The sequence below is a fragment of the Starkeya nomas genome (genome assembly GCF_902703545.1).
GTDB classification, from domain to species: domain Bacteria; phylum Pseudomonadota; class Alphaproteobacteria; order Rhizobiales; family Xanthobacteraceae; genus Ancylobacter; species Ancylobacter moscoviensis.
Genome location: NZ_CACSAS010000001.1, coordinates 532403 through 551100, shown reverse-complemented (window position 1 = coordinate 551100; position 18698 = coordinate 532403). Strand labels below are relative to the sequence as shown.

At 69.6% G+C, this 18698-nt stretch carries 16 protein-coding genes; 11 read left to right on the top strand and 5 right to left on the bottom strand.

The annotated features are described in order from the left end of the window. Positions 1-2 precede the first annotated feature (2 nt). From STARVERO_RS02665 to STARVERO_RS02620, 10 genes are all read left to right on the top strand, one after another. On the top strand, positions 3-776 hold the full coding sequence (locus STARVERO_RS02665) for an enoyl-CoA hydratase (protein ID WP_159597820.1): 774 nt from the start codon (positions 3-5) through the stop codon (positions 774-776). 204 nt (positions 777-980) lie between these two features. Further along, positions 981-1247, top strand: a complete 267-nt coding sequence (rpsT, locus tag STARVERO_RS02660; protein ID WP_144343243.1) for a 30S ribosomal protein S20 — start codon at positions 981-983, stop codon at positions 1245-1247. Positions 1248-2486: 1239 nt separating this feature from the next. Next, positions 2487-3908, top strand: a complete 1422-nt coding sequence (gene dnaA, locus STARVERO_RS02655) for a chromosomal replication initiator protein DnaA (RefSeq protein WP_144343244.1) — start codon at positions 2487-2489, stop codon at positions 3906-3908. 274 nt (positions 3909-4182) lie between these two features. Beyond that, the gene (gene dnaN, locus STARVERO_RS02650) at positions 4183-5298 is read left to right on the top strand and encodes a DNA polymerase III subunit beta (protein WP_144343245.1); all 1116 of its coding nucleotides are present in this window, start codon (positions 4183-4185) and stop codon (positions 5296-5298) included. Beyond that, a complete protein-coding gene (gene recF / locus STARVERO_RS02645; protein ID WP_159597819.1) occupies positions 5295-6479 on the top strand; it encodes a DNA replication/repair protein RecF in 1185 nt (394 codons plus the stop codon). Before dnaN ends, recF begins: the two co-directional genes overlap by 4 nt. Before the next feature lie 133 nt (positions 6480-6612). Beyond that, the gene (locus STARVERO_RS02640; protein WP_144343247.1) at positions 6613-7227 is read left to right on the top strand and encodes a LysE family translocator; all 615 of its coding nucleotides are present in this window, start codon (positions 6613-6615) and stop codon (positions 7225-7227) included. 57 nt (positions 7228-7284) lie between these two features. Continuing rightward, on the top strand, positions 7285-9723 hold the full coding sequence (gyrB, locus tag STARVERO_RS02635; protein WP_159597818.1) for a DNA topoisomerase (ATP-hydrolyzing) subunit B: 2439 nt from the start codon (positions 7285-7287) through the stop codon (positions 9721-9723). A gap of 331 nt (positions 9724-10054) precedes the next feature. Then, a complete protein-coding gene (locus STARVERO_RS02630) occupies positions 10055-10444 on the top strand; it encodes a DUF6152 family protein (RefSeq protein WP_200837640.1) in 390 nt (129 codons plus the stop codon). 8 nt (positions 10445-10452) lie between these two features. After that, the gene (locus tag STARVERO_RS02625) at positions 10453-10923 is read left to right on the top strand and encodes a DUF6644 family protein (protein WP_159597817.1); all 471 of its coding nucleotides are present in this window, start codon (positions 10453-10455) and stop codon (positions 10921-10923) included. A gap of 153 nt (positions 10924-11076) precedes the next feature. After that, positions 11077-12768: a thiamine pyrophosphate-binding protein gene (locus STARVERO_RS02620; RefSeq protein WP_159597816.1), complete on the top strand. Its 1692-nt coding sequence runs from the start codon at positions 11077-11079 to the stop codon at positions 12766-12768. Between the two features lie 6 nt (positions 12769-12774). Here the strand turns inward: STARVERO_RS02620 and STARVERO_RS02615 are convergent, their stop codons facing one another. The 4 genes from STARVERO_RS02615 to STARVERO_RS02600 all read right to left on the bottom strand — a co-directional run bounded on the left by STARVERO_RS02615 (position 12775) and on the right by STARVERO_RS02600 (position 16710). Then, the gene (locus STARVERO_RS02615; protein ID WP_159597815.1) at positions 12775-13278 is read right to left on the bottom strand and encodes a cupin domain-containing protein; all 504 of its coding nucleotides are present in this window, start codon (positions 13276-13278) and stop codon (positions 12775-12777) included. A 51-nt stretch (positions 13279-13329) separates the two neighbouring features. Then, positions 13330-13878, bottom strand: coding sequence for a hypothetical protein (locus STARVERO_RS02610; RefSeq protein ID WP_159597814.1), 549 nt, complete (start codon positions 13876-13878; stop codon positions 13330-13332). 67 nt (positions 13879-13945) lie between these two features. Beyond that, the gene (locus tag STARVERO_RS02605; protein WP_159597813.1) at positions 13946-15616 is read right to left on the bottom strand and encodes a lysine--tRNA ligase; all 1671 of its coding nucleotides are present in this window, start codon (positions 15614-15616) and stop codon (positions 13946-13948) included. Between the two features lie 107 nt (positions 15617-15723). Further along, on the bottom strand, positions 15724-16710 hold the full coding sequence (locus tag STARVERO_RS02600; RefSeq protein WP_244616511.1) for a transporter substrate-binding domain-containing protein: 987 nt from the start codon (positions 16708-16710) through the stop codon (positions 15724-15726). 83 nt (positions 16711-16793) lie between these two features. Between STARVERO_RS02600 and STARVERO_RS02595 the strand changes: the two genes are divergently transcribed. Next, the gene (locus STARVERO_RS02595; protein WP_159597812.1) at positions 16794-18386 is read left to right on the top strand and encodes a glycosyltransferase; all 1593 of its coding nucleotides are present in this window, start codon (positions 16794-16796) and stop codon (positions 18384-18386) included. 55 nt (positions 18387-18441) lie between these two features. Here the strand turns inward: STARVERO_RS02595 and STARVERO_RS23410 are convergent. Next, positions 18442-18698 (bottom strand): hypothetical protein (locus STARVERO_RS23410; protein WP_210253535.1); only part of this gene is annotated, 257 nt, incomplete at its 5' end.

Genomic DNA, 18698 nt, shown 5'->3' with positions numbered 1-18698 from the left:
CCATGGCCTATGACAACATTCTCGTCGAGACCAACGGGCGCGTCGGCGTCATCACCCTCAACCGCCCGAAGGCGCTGAACGCGCTGAACGGGGAACTGATCGCCGAACTCGGCCGGGCGCTCGACGCCTTCGAGGCCGATGCCGGCATCGGCTGCATCGTCCTCACCGGCTCCGAGCGCGCCTTCGCCGCCGGCGCCGACATCAAGGAAATGCAGCCGCTGGCCTTCCCGGCGACCTACACGGACGACTTCATCACCAGCTGGGAGCGGCTGTCGCGCTGCCGCAAGCCGGTGGTCGCGGCGGTGGCGGGCTATGCGCTCGGCGGCGGCTGCGAGATCGCCATGATGTGCGACATCATCCTCGCCGCCGACAATGCCCGCTTCGGGCAGCCGGAGATCCAGCTCGGCATCCTGCCGGGGGCCGGCGGCTCGCAGCGCCTCACCCGCGCCATCGGCAAGGCCAAGGCGATGGAGATGTGCCTCACCGGGCGCACGCTGACCGCCGAGGAGGCCGACCGCTACGGCCTGGTCTCGCGGGTGGTGCCGCTGGCCGAGCTGCGTGCCGAGGCGATGAAGGTCGCCGAGACCATCGCCGGCCTCTCCCTCCCCTCGGTGATGATGGCCAAGGAGAGCGTCAACCGCGCCTTCGAGACGACCCTCGCCGAGGGCATCCGATTCGAGCGCCGGCTGTTCCAGGCGCTGTTCGCCACCGCCGACCAGAAGGAAGGCATGGCCGCCTTCGCCGAGAAGCGGGGCGCCTCGTTTCAGAACCGGTAAGGTTTGCGCCGTAAGGACGAGGCGCGCGAAACCCCTCCCGTGCAGGGCTGGTGCGCGCCTTTCATATTGACGGCACCGCGCCCTCCGACTATAAGCCCGCCACTCGCGCGGGGCTCCTCCGGGTTGGCTCCGCTTTATCCTTTGCAACCGAATTCCGGGACGAGCGGCGATCGCCGTTTCCTGCGACGACGAAGAGGACGGCCGATGGCCAATACGCCCTCCGCCAAGAAGGCGGCTCGCAAGATCGAGCGCCGCACGGAGATCAACAAGAACCGCCGCTCGCGGATGCGCACCTTCGTCCGCAAGGTCGAGGAAGCCATCGCCGCCGGCGACAAGGACGCCGCCGGCGTCGCGCTGAAGGCCGCCGAGCCGGAAATCATGCGCGCCGCCCAGAAGGGCGTGCTGCACAAGAACACCGCTTCGCGGAAGGTCTCGCGCCTGACGCAGCGCCTCGCCAAGCTCAGCGCCTGAGTTTCGGCGGCCGGTCGCTTCCCTAGCGACACACAACCGCAAGTTTGCAGAAAGCCCGGCCGTCGTGCCGGGCTTTTTGCGTTCGCCGCCGCCGAGGCCAGCGCCTCCGGACGGGCGGCGGGAGGCGCGGGGCGGGATGTCATGGAGCCGTCGTGGAGGCCGTTGCCCAACTGTCACACGACGTTAACGAACCGGAAGGAACCGGTTAATGACTCCCGCGCAGACTTGACTCTTCCGAACGCACGAAGCAGGCGCAGCAGCTCATACGGAGCCGATTTCGCCGCAATCCGTCGCGCAAAAATATGCAATATATCTCAATACCTTATTCCCCACGCCGGAACCCACCTTCCGAATCGGCACGCCCCACGCCCCGACCGCGCTGCGGGAGGGAAAATTAGCTGCGGAAAGACCCGTCATCCGAGCCCGCTGAATCTTGCAAGTGACTCAGAGATTTGCCGACTGATGGTTCTTTTTTGGGCGGCCGAATCACCCCGCCTGCGCGCCTCGAACAGCTCTCATCTGCACCAACGGCGTTGCACCGGAGGGGGGGCCTGTGTATGGTGAGTTCATCCGGTTCCGCCGGGCACCTCAGCGAAAAGTTGAGTTTTCGAACTGCTCATTTCACCGTGAGGAGCGCGTCGTGTGCTGTAATCATCACCCGTACTCCTCGGCATTTCGCAATGTTTCTTGCGAAACCACACGTCTCCTCGGGCAACCGGGGAGAACCCACACGTGTAGTGCGTAACAGCGTGCTTATATAGTTGCACTTATAAAAACGAAGACTGTTTAGGGCGGCAAACGAACTTGCCGTAAAGGGGCTGCTATGATGACGCGAACGAACGCGCGCGAGGGTGCGTGCCCAGATTGCATCGCCGATCCCACGGCGAACATGCAGATCTGCCACGATCAATCACCGGACCCTCTGTCAGGCGACGTCTGTTCCGAGCCCCAGGTCTTCTTCGGCAAGCCTCCCGGTTGAGGCTTCCACTCCGGTCGTCTAAGGACATCGCCGAGCGATTGACAGACGGCCTGCTGAAGGCGCGTCAGCCTTTCCATGCGCATTGAAGGGTGCCCGACCCCGATGGCCGCGCAAGCCATCGCTGCGGTGTCGTCCCCTTCGTGCTTTCCCAACAACCGCACAAGAAACGCGGAGCGATCATGTTCAAATCCGATGGCATCGAACCCTCAGGCCAGGGCCCGTTTTCCGGCGCGGCCGCACGAGCCGGAGCCCGGGCAGGTTTGGACGCCGATGCCCGTGGGGCCTGGGACCGCGTTCGCCGGCGCCTGCGCGCCGAGATCGGCGAAGAGGTCTATTCGAGCTGGTTCCCGCGCCTCGAACTGGACGGCATCCATGACGGCACGGTGCGGCTCTCCGTGCCCACGCGCTTCCTGAAGACCTGGATCCAGCAGCACTATATCGAGCGCCTCGCCTCGCTCTGGCAGGAAGAGGCCTCGGCCGACCGCGTCGAGCTGATCGTGCGCACCGCCGTGCTGCGCGCCCCCGGCAGCGCGCCGGCGACCATCCGCACCGTGACGCCGGCCGTCGCGACCCGCGCCCCCGCCGCCGAACCGGCGAACGCGTCCGCCGCGGTCACCGCCAATTCGGCCGAGGTCTCGAACGGCTCGCCGCTCGACCCGCGCCTGACCTTCGCGACCTATCGGCTGGGCGACTCCAACCGCCTCGCCCATGCGGCGGCGCAGAAGGTGGCGGATGCGGCGGTCGGCAGCGGCCCGGTGTTCAACCCGCTCTATCTCCATGCCGCCGTCGGCCTCGGCAAGACGCATCTCCTGCAGGCCATCGCCGCCGCCGGCGCCGACAAGGGCCGCCGCGTCGTCTACCTCACCGCCGAGCGCTTTATGTACGGCTTCGTCGCCGCGCTGAAGAGCCAGTCGGCGCTCGCCTTCAAGGAGCAGCTGCGCGGCATCGACACGCTGGTGATCGACGACCTGCAATTCCTGCAGGGCAAGAGCGTGCAGCAGGAATTCTGCCATACGCTCAACGCGCTGATGGATTCCGGCCGTCAGGTGGTGATCGCCGCCGACCGTCCGCCGGCGGAACTCGACGCGCTGGAAGAGCGCGTGCGCTCGCGCCTTGCCGGCGGGCTGGTGGTGGAGATCGCCCCGCTCGACGAGGAACTGAAGCTGGAGATCCTCTCGGCCCGCGTCGCCATGCTCGCCCAGCAGCATCCTGGCTTCACCGTGCCGCCGGACGTGCTGAACTTCATCGCCCGCAATTGCGGCCAGAACGGCCGCGACCTCGACGGCGCGCTGAACCGCCTGCTGGCGCACAACCAGCTCACCTCCCGCGCCATCACGCTGGAAATGGCCGAGACCGCCGTGCGCGACCTCGTGCGCTCCAGCGAGCCCAAGCGCGTGCGCGTCGACGACATCCTGCGCATCGTCGCCAAGCACTACAATGTCAGCCGCGCCGACATCCTTTCGCAGCGCCGCACCGCCAATGTGGTGAAACCGCGCCAGATCGCGATGTACCTCGCCAAGACGCTGACCCTGCGCTCCCTGCCGGAGATCGGCCGGCGCTTCGGCGGGCGCGACCACACCACCGTGCTGCATGCCGTGCGCAAGATCGACGGGCTGGTGGGCACCGACCGCGTGCTGGCCGAAGAGGTCGAGACGCTGAAGCGGCTGGTGAACGACGAGTGAGAAGGGGCGCCGCGCGTCGGCGCCCATCGGAGCGAGCGCCGGGCGAGGCCGCCATTGCGGGCCGCCGGGCGCTTTCCCCGTCATTCCCGCAGATTTCCCCACCAATTCAGCGCTTCCACAGGAAGCGCCGCTTGCCTTGGCACGCCGCTGACGGCAATGTCGACGCCCCCGGCGGCGCGCCCGCGCCGTCCGTCCGGGGCGCATGGCCGGGCGAGCCCTGCCAGCCGCGCCCCGTGCGCGTTCCTTTTCTCGTAAAGCCACGGGTGTCGCGGCCATGAAGGTCACCGTCGAGCGGGCCGAGTTGCTCAAGTCTCTGGCCCACGTTCATCGTGTCGTCGAGCGGCGCAACACCATTCCGATCCTCGCCAACGTGCTGATGCGCACCGATGCGCGCGGCCTCGCGCTGCGTGCCACCGACCTCGACATCGAGATCGTCGAGACGATCCCGGCCGAGGTGGGCCAGGAAGGCGCCACCACCGTGCCGGCGCACACCATCTACGACATCGTCCGCAAGCTCCCCGAGGGCTCGCAGGTGCAGATCGAGACCTCCGGCGACCGCGGCACGCTGACCGTGCGCGCCGGCCGCTCGCGCTTCGCGCTGCAGACCCTGCCCGAGACCGAGTTCCCGGACCTCGCCGCCGGCGAGATGACGCACAGTTTCACCCTGCCGGCCGGCGAGCTGAAGCGGCTCGTCGACAAGACGCAGTTCGCCATCTCGACCGAAGAGACCCGCTATTATCTGAACGGCATCTACCTGCACGTCGCCGACGCCGGCGGCCCGGTGCTGCGCGCGGTGGCGACCGACGGCCACCGCCTGGCGCAGGCGCAGACGACGGCGCCCGCCGGAGCCACCGGCATGCCCGGCGTGATCGTGCCGCGCAAGGCGGTCGCCGAGATCCAGCGCCTCGCCGAGGACGCCGACGCCGAGGTGACGGTGGAGCTTTCCAGCTCCAAGATCCGCATTTCGCTCGACCGCGTGGTGCTGACCTCCAAGCTGATCGACGGCACCTTCCCGGATTATGGCCGCGTGATCCCGCTCGGCAACGACAAGACGCTGGTGGTGGACAAGGCCGACTTCGCCTCGGCCGTCGACCGCGTGTCGACCGTGGCGAGCGAGCGCGGCCGGGCGGTGAAGCTCTCCATCGCCGACGGCAAGCTGACCCTCTCCGTCACCAACCCGGATTCGGGCAGCGCGACCGAGGAGATCGAGGTCGAGTATGCCGCCGAGCCGATCGATATCGGCTTCAACAGCCGCTATTTGCTCGACATCACCTCGCAGATCGAAGGCGGCACGGCCGAGCTGAAGCTCGCCGATCCGGGCTCCCCCACCCTGGTGCAGGACCCGGACAAGCGCGGCGCGCTCTACGTGCTGATGCCGATGCGCGTGTGAGCCCCCGCACGACCCCGCCCGCCCGCATCACCCGCCTGCGACTGACGGATTTCCGCAGCTACCATGTCGCGGAGCTGCGGGCCGGTGCCGGGCCGGTGGTGCTGATCGGCCCCAACGGCGCCGGCAAGACCAACCTCCTCGAAGCCATCTCGCTGCTCGCGCCGGGGCGCGGCCTGCGGCGCGCCTCGCTCGACCAGTTCGCCGCGCGCGGGCCGGACGGGACGCAGGCTGCCGGATGGGCGGTCTCGGCGGTGGTCGAGGGCGCCTATGGCGAGGTCACGCTCGGCACCGGCGTCGAGCCCGACGGCGAGGCCCGCACGCGCCGCTGCCGCGTCGACGGCGAGCCGGTGGGCTCAGCCGCCGCCTTCGCCGACCATGTGCGGGTGACGTGGCTGACGCCGGACATGGACGGGCTGTTCCTCGGCCCGCCTTCCGACCGCCGCCGCTTTCTCGACCGGCTGGTGCTGGCGGTGGACGCCGAGCACGGCGCGCGAGTGAACGCGCTGGAGCGGGCGCTGCGGGCGCGCAACCGGCTGCTGGAAGAGCCCTCCACCGATCCGCGCTATCTCGACGCCGTCGAGCAGGAACTGGCGGCGCTGGCCGTGGCGGTGGCGGCGGCGCGGCTGGAAACCGTGCGGCGCCTCGCCGCCGGCATCGCGAAGGGGCGCGAGGCCGCCCCCGACAGCGCCTCCCCCTTTCCCTGGGCGACGGTGGCGCTGGAGGGCGAGGTGGAGCGGGCGCTGGGGCGCGAGCCGGCGACCGTGGTCGAGGACCAGTACCGCGCCACGCTGCGCGCCGGCCGGCCGCGCGACCGCGCCGCCGGCCGCACGCTGGACGGCCCGCACCTCACCGACCTGATCGTCGGCCACGGCCCCAAGGCGATCTCCGCCGCGCAGGGCTCGACGGGCGAGCAGAAGGCGCTGCTGATCGGCCTCGCCCTCGCCCATGCGCGCCTCGTCGGCGAGATGGCCGGCATGGCGCCGGTGATGCTGCTCGACGACGTCGTCGCCTATCTCGATCCCGCCCGCCGGGCCGCGCTGTTCGAGGCGCTCGACGCGCTGGGCGGGCAGGTGTGGATGACCGGCGCCGACCCTTCCGCCTTCGCCGCGCTGGACGCGCGGGCCGAACGCTTCGCGGTGACGCCGGGGCGTGTCGAGGCGATGCCGCCGGACGCGCGATAGGCCGCGCGGCGTGCCCTGCATGCGGCGCGGAATCTTGAATTCGGCGCCCCGAAGGCGTATCTGAAGGGCCTCGCGCGCGTACGTACGCGTGTGAACAGTCGTGCACGCAAGTGCGCACGCACGTTAGGGCATCATGGCCGTCATCGACCTCCTCATCTTCGCCGCCGCGCTGGCGCTGGCCGCCGCCTCCCCCGGACCGAGCGTGATCGCGATCATCGCCCGGACGCTGGTGCGCGGGCGCGAGGGCGCGGCGCCGCTGGTCGCCGGCATCGTGCTGGGCGACATGGTGTGGCTGGCGGCCGCGGCACTGGGCCTGGCGGCGCTGGCGGCGGCGCTGGGCTCGCTGTTCTTCCTCGTGCGTCTGGCGGCGGCCGGCTATCTCGTCCACCTCGCCTGGAAGCTCTGGACGGCACAGGCGCAGATCGGCGAGGCCGTGCAGATCCGCGAGACGGATTCCCGCTTCGGCCTGTTCCTCACCGGGCTCGGCATGACGCTCGGCAACCCCAAGGCGATGGCCTTCTATCTCGCTTTGCTGCCGACCATCGTCGACCTCAACCGCCTGACCGTGCTCGGCTTCGCCGAGCTTTCGGGCATCATCGCCGTGGTGCTGGCGCTGGTGTTCAGCACCTATGTGGCGCTGGCGCACCGGGCCCGGCACTTCGTCGGCAGCGCGCGCGGCGTGCGGCTGGTGAACCGGGCCTGCGGCACCGCCATGGCGGGCGCGGCGGTTCTGGTGGCCACGAAATAACCGCGCGATTGCGCTATAAATCTCTGTCAATTCAAACGATTCGTAGAGCTGATATCCATGGCCGAACCCGACAACGCCGCCGCCCCGTCCTCGAACGGAGAGGATTATGGCGCGCAGTCGATCCAGGTGCTCCGCGGCCTCGACGCCGTGCGCAAGCGCCCGGGCATGTATATCGGCGACACCGATGACGGCTCCGGCCTGCACCACATGGTCTACGAGGTGGTCGACAACGCCATCGACGAGGCGCTGGCGGGCTATGCCGACGAGGTGACGGTGACGCTCAACGCCGAAGGCTCGGTCACCGTGACCGACAACGGCCGCGGCATCCCGACCGACATCCACCCGGAAGAGGGCGTGTCCGCGGCCGAGGTCATCATGACCCAGCTGCATGCCGGCGGTAAGTTCAACCAGAACTCCTACAAGGTCTCCGGCGGCCTGCACGGCGTCGGCGTCTCGGTGGTGAACGCGCTGTCCACCACGCTCGACCTGACCATCTGGCGCAATGGGCTGGAGCACCACATCCGCTTCCGCCACGGCGACGCCGAGGCGCCGCTGGCGGTGAAGGGCCCGGCGCCTGAGGGCCGGCGCGGCACCATGGTCACCTTCGTGCCGAGCCCCGCGACCTTCACCCATATCGAATTCGACTACGCCACGCTGGAGCACCGGCTGCGCGAACTCGCCTTCCTGAACTCGGGCGTGCGCATCGTGCTGACCGACGCGCGCCATGCCGAAGTGAAGCGCGAGGAGATGATGTATGAGGGCGGCGTCGAGGCCTTCGTGCAGTATCTCGACCGCTCCAAGCAGGCGCTGCTGCCCAAGCCGATCGTGATCCGCGCCGAGAAGGACGGCATCAGCGTCGAATGCGCGATGTCGTGGAACGACAGCTACCACGAGAACGTGCTGTGCTTCACCAACAACATCCCGCAGCGCGACCGCGGCACCCACTTCACCGGCTTCGCCGCCGCACTGACGCGGCAGGTGATCGGCTATTCCGAGCGCTCGGGCATCGCCAAGAAGGAGAAGGTCGAGCCCACCGGCGAGGACTGCCGCGAGGGCCTGACCGCCGTGCTCTCGGTGAAGGTGCCGGACCCGAAATTCTCCTCGCAGACCAAGGACAAGCTGGTCTCCTCCGAGGTGCGCCCGGTGGTCGAGGCGCTCGTCAACGAGGCGCTCGGCACCTGGCTGGAAGAGCACCCCGCCGAGGGCAAGTCGCTGGTGACCAAGGTGGTGGAAGCCGCCGCCGCCCGCGAGGCCGCGCGCAAGGCGCGTGAACTCACCCGCCGCAAGAACCCGCTCGACGTCGCCTCCCTGCCCGGCAAGCTGGCCGACTGCCAGGAACGCGACCCGGCCAAGTCCGAGCTGTTCATCGTCGAGGGCGACTCGGCCGGCGGCTCGGCCAAGATGGGCCGCAACCGGGCCTTCCAGGCGATCCTGCCGCTGCGCGGCAAGATCCTGAACGTGGAGCGCGCGCGCTTCGACAAGATGCTGTCCTCCGAGATGATCGGCACGCTGATCACCGCGCTCGGCACCGGCATCGGCCGCGACGACTTCAACGTCGACAAGCTGCGCTACCACAAGATCATCATCATGACGGACGCGGACGTGGATGGCTCCCATATCCGCACGCTTCTGCTGACCTTCTTCTTCCGGCAGATGCCGGAACTTCTGGATCGCGGGCACGTCTATATCGCCCAGCCGCCGCTCTACAAGGTCTCGCGCGGCAAGTCCGAGCAGTATCTGAAGGACGAGCGCTCGCTCGAGGACTACCTGATCAACCAGGGCCTCGAGGACGCTTCGCTGCTGCTCACCTCCGGCGAGGTGCGCGCCGGCGGCGACCTGCGCCACGCGCTGGAGGCCGCCCGTACCTTCCGCCACGTGATGAACGTGCTGCACCCGCGCTACAACCGCGCCGTGGTCGAGCAGGCCGCCATCGCCGGCGCCTTCGCCCCCGGCCTGCTGCTCGACGAGGAGCGGGCCGCCGCGACCGCCACGGTCATCGCCGGGCGGCTCGACACCATCGCCGATGACACCGAGCGCGGCTGGACCGGCACGGCGGACGGCGCCGGCTTCACCTTCACCCGCACGGTGCGCGGCGTGAAGGAAGTGGCGGTGCTCGACGCCACCTTCGTCGGCTCGGCCGAGGCGCGCCGCCTCGACACGCTCGCCGCCGAACTTCAGGAAGTACACGCCGAGCCGGCCACGCTGCGCCGCAAGGGCGCCGACACGGTGGTCTACGGCCCGATGGACCTGTTCGACGCGGTGACCGACGCCGGCCGCAAGGGCATCGCGCTGCAGCGCTACAAAGGCCTCGGCGAGATGAACGCCGAGCAGCTGTGGGAGACGACGCTCGACGTCAACGCCCGCTCGCTGCTGCAGGTGAAGGTGAAGGAGGTCGCCGACGCCGACGACCTGTTCAACCGCCTGATGGGCGACGTGGTGGAGCCCCGCCGCGAGTTCATCCAGGACAACGCGCTGCGGGCGAGCGTGGACGTCTGACCGAAAGATCGTCGCCCTCCTGCGGCAAGAGCCGAGGTCGTCTGCGGCGCACTCCCTCTCCGCGTGGGGGGAAAGGGTTGGGGTGAGGGGCGTCGATGCTCCGCAAGCGTGCGCCCCCCTCACCCGCCGCTGCGCGGCGACCTCTCCCCGGGGAGAGGTTGAGGGAATGCCTGTCCGATCAACGTCATGGATGCCCGGCTCAAGGCCGGGCACGACGACGCTCCCGTTGCGGCCGACGCCGCTGCCGAAGATGTGAGACGGAGGCGGGTCGCGCAGGCGTGGGGGTGCGTCCTAGTCTGGGGCAGCTTCCCCAGCGACAGGAGACGCTCCCATGACCGCGACCTCCCGCCTTTTCGCCGCCGGCCTCGGCGGTGCTGTCATCCTTTCGGCCCTCGCCGTCCCCGCGTTTGCCCATCACGGCTGGAGCTGGGCCGAGGCGGAACAGATGACGCTCCGGGGCACCATCAAGACCATCTCCATGGCCCCGCCCCACCCCTCGCTGCAAGTGACGGCGAGCGACGGCACGGTGTGGCAGGTGGACCTCGGCAATCCCCGCCAGACCGCCGATTCCGGCTTCACCGGCAACACCGCCAAGCCCGGCGACGCCATCACCGTGCTCGGCAACCGCAACCGGGATGCCTCCAAGCCGCACATGAAGGCGGTGCGCATCACCATCGCCGGCAGGAACTACGACATGTACCCGGAGCGCATCACCAACTGAGCGCCCCCATGGACCTTCTCGCGGCTCTCGGCGGATGGCCCGGCGCGCGCTGGCTGCAGGGCTCGGGCACCGCCTATCTGTTCGTGAACGCCGCCCACATCCTCGGAATCGCGCTGCTGCTGGGCAGCATCCTCACGCTGGACCTGCGGCTGATTGGCGGGCTGCGGAGCGTGCCGCTGGGGGTGGTCGGGCCGCTGCTGTCACGGGTCGCGGGAAGCGGCCTCGCGCTGGCGCTCGTCACCGGGCTGTGGCTGTTCAGCGTGCGGCCGGCCGAATATGTCGCCAACCCCGCCTTTCAGGCGAAGCTCGCCCTGCTCGCGGCAGCGCTGGCGAATATCGGCGTGCAGCACGCCAACCCGGCCTATCGCCGGGCGCTCGACGGCGCACCGGTCAGCGCCGGGGTGGCGCTGTCGGCGGCGGCGTCCGGCCTGCTGTGGCTGGCGACGCTGGTCGCGGGACGATGGATCGGCTTCGCCTGAACGGGAACCGCTCCGAAACGCCCCCTCGCCCTGGCCCGCGTCCAGCTCCAGCTCCTTGATTTGACGCATTTTCTTCATGCGAACCGGTGTCCACTTCGCTCGAAAATGCTCTAGAGTGCCGGCCTTTCCCGCCGCGAATCCCGTGCCATCGCCATGAACGCCACCACCTCCCCCGCTCCCCGCACCGGCGCCCGCATCCTCGTCGACACGCTGCTCGCCAATGGCGTGACCCGCGCCTTCGGGGTGCCGGGCGAGAGCTATCTCGACGTGCTCGACGCGCTCGCCGACACGAAGGTCGAGTTCGTCGTCTGCCGGCAGGAGAGCGGCGCGGCGATGATGGCGGAAGCCTCGGGCAAGCTGACCGGCCGGCCGGGCATCTGCTTCGTCACGCGCGGGCCGGGCTCGACCAATGCGAGCGCGGGCGTGCACATCGCCCAGCAGGATTCGACGCCGATGATCCTGTTCGTCGGCCAGATCTCGCGCTCGATGCGCGGGCGCGAGGCGTTTCAGGAGGTCGATTACCGCGCCGTGTTCGGCCCGCTGGCCAAATGGGCGGTGGAGATCGACGAGGCGGCGCGCATCCCCGAGATCGTTTCGCGCGCCTTCCGCGTCGCCCTGCAGGGGCGGCCCGGGCCGGTGGTGATCGCCCTGCCGGAGGACGTGCTGAGCGAGATCGCCGCGGTGCCGGACGCGCCGGCGGTGGAGCCGGCCGAAACCTGGCCGGGGCTCGCGGACATGATGCGCCTGCAGCGCCTGCTGTGGGCGGCGAAGCGGCCGGTGATGATCCTCGGCGGCACCCGCTGGAACGAGAAGGCGGTGGCGGCGGTGACGCGCTTCGCCGAGCGCTTCGACCTGCCGGTGGCGGTCTCGTTCCGCCGGCAGATGCTGTTCCCCGCCGACCATGCCTGCTTCGCCGGCGACATCGGCTTCTCGGTCAACCCGAAGCTCGTCGCCCGGCTGAAGGAGGCCGACCTGGTGATCCTCGCCGGCGGGCGGCTCGGCGAGGTGCCCTCGCAGGGCTACAGCCTGTTCGGCATTCCCGACCCCGGCGTGCCCTTCGTGCATGTGCACGCCGACCCGGACGAGCTGGGCCGGGTGTACCAGCCCACGCTCGCCATCAACGCCTCGTCGGGCGCCTTCGCCGCCGCTCTGGAAGGCGTGCAGCCGCCGCAGGAGCTGGCGTGGCGCGCGTGGCGGGAGGCGGCGCGGGCGGACTATCTCGCCTGGACCGAGGAGCCGCCGGCCAATGCCGGCCCGGTGCAGATGGCGACGCTGGTGCGCTATCTCCGGGGTCTGCCGAAGGACACCGTGATCTGCAACGGGGCCGGCAATTTCGCCATCTGGGTGCACCGCTTCCACCGCTTCCGCGCCTATGGAACGCAGCTCGCCCCGACCTCCGGCTCGATGGGCTACGGCCTGCCGGCCGCCGTGGCGGCGAAGATCGCCGATCCGGCACGGACCGCCGTGGCGGTGTGCGGCGACGGCGACTTCCTGATGACCGGGCAGGAATTCGCCACCGCCGTCCAGTACGGCGCGGCGATCGTCGCCGTGGTGGTGGACAACGGCATGTACGGCACCATCCGCATGCATCAGGAGCGCGAATATCCCGCGCGGGTCTTCGGCACCACGCTGAGGAACCCGGATTTCGCCGCCTATGCCCGCGCCTTTGGCGGCTTCGGCGCGACGGTGGAGACGGACGCGCAGTTCGTCCCGGCGCTCGACGCGGCGTTCGCGGCCGGCGTGCCGGCCATCGTGCATGTGAAGCTCGACCCGGAGGCGATCACGCCCACCACCTCGCTCAGCGCGCTGCGCGAGAAGGCGCTGGCGGCGCGCCCGGCGGGCTAAAGGGCGCTATTCCGGCGGCCGGTGGATCGGGTCGACCCAGTAGACCGCCTCGGGCTTCTCCACCGGCTCGACATCGGTGATGTTCACCACCACCGCCTCGTTGTCGGAGCGCACCAGCACGCAGTCGAGCGGCTGGTCGGGATCGGCGTTGATCTCCTGATGCGGGACGTAGGGCGGGACGAAGATGAAATCGCCCGCCTCGGCCTCGGCGACATATTCCAGCCGCTCGCCCCAGCGCATGCGGGCCCGTCCGCGCACGACATAGATCACGCTTTCCAGCGCCCCGTGATGGTGCACGCCGGTCTTGGCGTTGGGCTCGATCGTCACCGTTCCGGCCCAGATCTTCTGCGCGCCGACGCGCGCATGGTTGATCGCCGCCTGGCGGAACATGCCGGGGGTCTGCGCGGTGTTGGGATCGAGCCGGTCGCCCTTGATGACGCGCACGCCGTCATGCTTCCAGCGCTCGTCATGGGTGTGATCGTCAGCGTGGTGGGGGTGGTCGTCGGCCATGGCGTCCTCCGGTTTTGGACCAGCCTAGGACGACGGCCGCCAGCAGGAAAGTCAGGTCGCCTCGTAGGGCACGACGGTGACGCCGGCACGGGCGAGGCGGCGATAGAGCCGGCGCTCCTGCACCAGCGGCCACCAGTCGAACAGGAAGATCTCCATCGGCCGCCAGTTGGCGACCCAGCCGAGGATGACGAGCCCTTCCATCACCACCTCGGCCAGGCGCGAATTGGGGAAGAGGTTCACCAGCGACTGGCCGGCGACAAGGCAGAGCGCCAGCACGACGAGCCCGACAAAGAGCGCCTTGCGACCGACGCTGAACAGCTTGGCCAGCTCCCCGCTGCGGCGCTCCGCCTGATGGGCGAAATGCTGCTGCACGATGGTCGGCAGGCTCTGCGCCAGGGCGCCGGCCGCCTGCGCCGCCGGCAGATGGACCGCGATGGCCAGATGGGTGTTCGGCGGCACCTCGCCGGCATGCTCGCAGATGTATTCGTCGACCTCCCCGTCGAGCCCGCGTTCGCGGAACGGGAAGGGATCGAGCATGTCGAGAAGCTGCTGGGGATCGTCCACCCGGAGATCGATCTGTCCCTTGCGTCGCTTCGCCATGTCGCTGTCTCCGGCCGCACCGGGCTCCGTCGGGGGAACCGGCGCGGCCGGCATTCAGGATTGCGGGTCAGGCGGCGCCCTTGGCGAGCTCGCCGGAGAGCGCCCGGGCGATCAGCGCCCGCGTCTCCGGTATGCCGTAGGCGGCGACGAAGCCGCCGAAACGCGGGCCTTCCTTCTCGCCGAGCAGCAGCTCGTAGAGCGCGCTGAACCAGGCGAAGGACACGCCCGGCCCGCCCTCGGGCCCCTTGCGCTTGTGGTCCTGATAGCGCGGTTCGGCGCGGCCGACATCGAGCACGGCGCTCTGGATCGCGTCGCGGCGATCGAGCGTATCCTGACCGTCGAGCAGGGCCAGCGCCGCGTCGAGACGGGCCAGCGCCTGCGCCTCCACCTCGTCCGGCGCGCGGAAGACGCGGCGCGGCTTCACGCGGTCGATGAAGTAGCGCACGGCGTAGCCGGCCAGCTTGTCGATGGTCGGATGCGTCTCGGGCGAGGTGCCCGGCGCGTAGCGCTCGATGAAGCGCCACAGCACCGCCTTGTCCTCGGCATTGGAGGCCGAGGCGAGCTTGAGCAGCAGGCCGAAGCTGAGCGGCAGCTCCTCCACCGGCGGGTTGCCGGAGTGGATGTGCCAGACCGGGTTCCCGAGCCGGTTCTTCCAGTCCTGCGAGGGGTAGCGCGCGAGGAAGCTGAAATACTCGTCCACCGCCTTCGGGATGACGTCGAAGTGCAGCTTCTTGGCCGAGCGCGGCGACTGGAACATGTAGAGCGCCAGGCTTTCGGGGCTCGCATAGGTCAGCCACTCGTCGATGGTCAGGCCGTTGCCCTTGGACTTCGAGATCTTCTGGCCGTTCTCGTCGAGGAACAGCTCGTAGACGAAGTGCTCGGGCGCCACGCCGCCGAGGATCTCGCAGATCCGGTCGTAGATCGGCGCGTTGGTCTGGTGATCCTTGCCGAACATCTCGAAATCGACGTCGAGCGCCGCCCAGCGGGCGCCGAAATCCGGCTTCCACTGGAGCTTCACATTGCCGCCGGTGACGGGAACGGTCTTCTCCACCCCGTCCTCGTCGGTGAAGGTGACGGTGCCCGCCTTCGCGTTGACTTCCTTCAGCGGCACGTAGAGCACGCGGCCGGAGGTCGGCGAGATCGGCAGGAAGGGCGAATAGGTCGCCTGCCGCTCCTCGCCGAGCGTCGGCAGCATGACCTCCATGATCGCTTCGTACTTCTCGGCCGCCTTCAGCAGCACCGCGTCGAGCTTGCCGGAAAAATAGTAATCGGTCGCGCTGGCGAACTCGTAGTCGAAGCCGAACGTGTCGAGGAAGCGCCGCAGCATGGCGTTGTTGTGGTGGCCGAAGCTCGGATAGTCGCCGCCGAACGGGTTCGGCACCTTGGTAAGCGGCATCTGGAGATAGGGACGCAGCGCGACCGGATCCGGCACGTTCTCCGGGATCTTGCGCATGCCGTCCATGTCGTCGGAGAAGCAGAGCAGCCGCGTGGGGATCTTGTCCTGCGTGAGCACGCGGAACGCGTGGCGCACCATGGTGGTGCGCGCCACCTCGCCAAAGGTGCCGATATGCGGCAGTCCCGAAGGGCCGTAGCCTGTCTCGAACAGGACCTCGGCTTTGGGTTTCCGCTTCAGACGCTCGACGATCTTGCGGGCTTCCTCGAACGGCCACGCGCCGGCATTCTCCGCCAGCTCATGCAGTTCGGCTGCAACATCCTCGACCTGAGCGGTCGCCGTCATGATCTGCCCTCCTGGGCTTTGTCGACACAAATAGCGGCAAAGGGCGCCCTACCGGCGCCCGGACGCATGCTCTAGGTAGTGCGGCAGGCGGCGTCAATAAATGCGCGTCAATAAACGCTGATGGGGAACCAGCGCAGATAGAGGTCGGTATAGGCCCCTTCCTCCCAGAGCTGGGCGAGCGCGTAGTTCAGCGACTGGCGCAGCGCATCGTTGCCGCGCTTGACCGCGATGCCCATGCCTTCGCCGAAATAGAGGCTCTCGGTGAAGGGCCCTCCGACGAAGCGGCAGCAATTGCCGGAGCCGGTGCCGTTGAGCCAGAGGGCGAGCTGGACGCCATCGCCGAAGACGAGGTCGACCTCGTTCTTCTGCAACGCTACGCGCGCCGCCTCGGCGTCGGGATAGGGCCGGATGGCGATCTCGCCGAAGAAATCGCGCAGATAGGCCTCATGCGCGGTGCCGGCGACGACACCGACCTTCTTCGAGGCGAGCGCGTCCGGCGTCACCTCGGCGAGCGCGTCGCCACGCGAGCCGACGAAGCGGGCCGGCGAGCGGAAATAGCGGTCGGTGAAATCGATCTGCTCGCGGCTCGCCGGGGTGACGGCGATGCCGCCGATGGCGGCGTCCGCCTTGCCGCTCTCCAGCGCCTCGACCAGCGCCTCGAACGGCACGATCTCCAGCGTGCAGCGAATGGCGAGCTCGGTGCAGATGGCGCGGGCGACATCGACGTTGAAGCCGGTGGGGCGACCATCCTCGCCGCGAAAGCTGAAGGGCGGATAGTCCTCGGTGGCCACGAAGCGGATCTGCGTCGGCAGGCGCGTGACGTCCGGCCGCTCCGGCCGGCGCTTGGGATCCCAGAAGCTCGGCACCACGACGGAAGGCGTTCCGGCGGCCGGCGGCGCCGGTAGCGCGGGAGCGGGCTGGGCCGCTGCCGGCGGGGCGGCTGCAGGCTGGGCGGCGGGCGACTGGGCGACCGGAGACTGGGCGGCCGCAGGCCGGGCCAGCGCGCCCCCGACCAGACAGGCGAGCGCGACGCCAAGGGCAAGGCCAATGCGCCCGGCACCGGGAGATTTGCTTACTGTAGTAAGATACCGCACACTCGCCTCGTTCGTCGTCCGGCTCCGGCCGCGCCGCAGCGAACTTCTACCGTCTCGGTGTCGACTAGGCGAGGGGGCCGCTCATGACGCCAGTGACGAGCCGGGCGGAATCCGCGCCGCGGACCGCCGATCCGTCGCGCGCGCTGCCGGCGGAGGCGGCGGCAATGGCCGGCCGGCTGTCGGCCGCCGATATCCATTACACGCGCCGGCGCGCGCGCCGCCTCGATGTCGGCGTCGACGAGGTGCTGCTCGCCAGCGGGGTCGCCTCGTCGGATGAACTCGCCCGCGGCGCCGCCCGCACGCTGGGCGTCGGCTTCGAGCCGCTGGAGGCGGGGCCCGCCACCTCCCCTTCCCGCCTGCACGACGACGACATGGCGGCGATGCTGCGCACGGGGCTGATGCGCCGCGCCGACGGGCGGCTCGTCGTCGCCGCGCGTGGGCTTGCCCTCCGGCGGTTCGCCACGGACCTCGCGCGGGATCCCCGGCTACGGCAGCGGGTGGCGCTGACGAGCCCGGAACGGCTGGCCGCGCTGGTGCGCCGGCGCTTCGAGGTGCAGCTCGGCTGGCGGGCGGCCTATCGCCTGCGCGAGCGCCGCCCCGATCTCTCGGCCGGCACGCTCGGCGCCTCCCGCAGCGGCCTCGCGCTCGGCATCCTCGCGCTCGCCGCGCTGTTCCTGATCGTCAACGCGACGTCCATCGTCGGCACATGGGTCATGGCGGTGCTGTTCAGCCTGGTGCTGCTCGGCGGCGCGATCCTCCAGCTCACCGCCTGCACGCTCGCGCCCCAGGCGCCCACGGCGCCGCTGCGGCGGGACCACGCCCTGCCCTATTACACGCTGATCGTGCCGCTCTATCGCGAGGCGCGGGTCGTGCCGCAGCTTCTCGACGCACTCGCGGCGCTCGACTATCCGCGCGAGAAGCTGCAGGTGCTGCTGGTCATCGAGCCCGACGACGCGGCGACGGCGGCGGCGCTCGCCCCGCATGCGGGCCGGCCGGGCTTCGAGGTGATCGTCGCGCCCGATGCGGGGCCGCGGACCAAGCCGAAGGCGATGAACGCCGCCCTGCCCTTCGCGCGCGGCACGATCATCGGCATCTACGACGCCGAGGACATGCCCGAGCCGCTGCAGTTGCGCGAGGCCTGCGCGGTGTTCCAGCGCGACGGCGGCGAGCGGATCGGCTGCGTGCAGGCGCGCCTCGCCATCGACAATCTGGCGGACGGATGGATCACCCGGCAGTTCGCGGCCGAGTACGCCGCCTATTTCGACGTGATGCTGCCGATGCTCGGCGCCTATGGCCTGCCGCTGCCGCTGGGCGGCACCTCCAACCACTTTCGCCGCGAGGCGCTGGAAGGGGTCGGCGCCTGGGACCCGTTCAACGTCACCGAGGACGCCGATCTCGGGGTGCGGCTCGCCGCCGCCGGCTGGCGGACCGCCGTCATCGCCTCGACCACGGACGAGGAGGCTCCCCGCCGGCTGCCGGCGTGGATGCGCCAGCGCACACGCTGGTACAAGGGATGGATGCAGACGCTCCTCGTCCACTCCCGGCATCCGCGTCGGCTGGTGCAGGGAACGGGCCTGCCGGGCGCGGTGGTGCTGGCGCTGCTGCTCGGCGGCGGGCTGACGTGTAGCGCGCAAAATCGAATGTCATTTCGCGAAGGATCAAATGTCAGCGCTTGAAGCGGTCTAATGGGCGGTTTGAACGCCCCCCGCCGGCGGGCCCGTGTGGAGCTCGTTAAGAGGCCGTTTGAGGGTCCTCAAGAGCGTCTTGATCTTCGGCGGTCCAGAACATCCAGTCGATCGCCGTTCTGAAGGTCCACCGGCCGTCTGCCTCGCTGCCGATGATGATGTCCAGAGGGTGCACGCCGGCCCGGACGAGGTCTTTGGTCATCTTCCGACCGCCACCCCATGAACACGGCCCAAGGAGCCCGACGAGGCCCGCATCGCTGGTCTCGACGCACAACACATGGCGATCCTTGGTGCGGCCTTCGA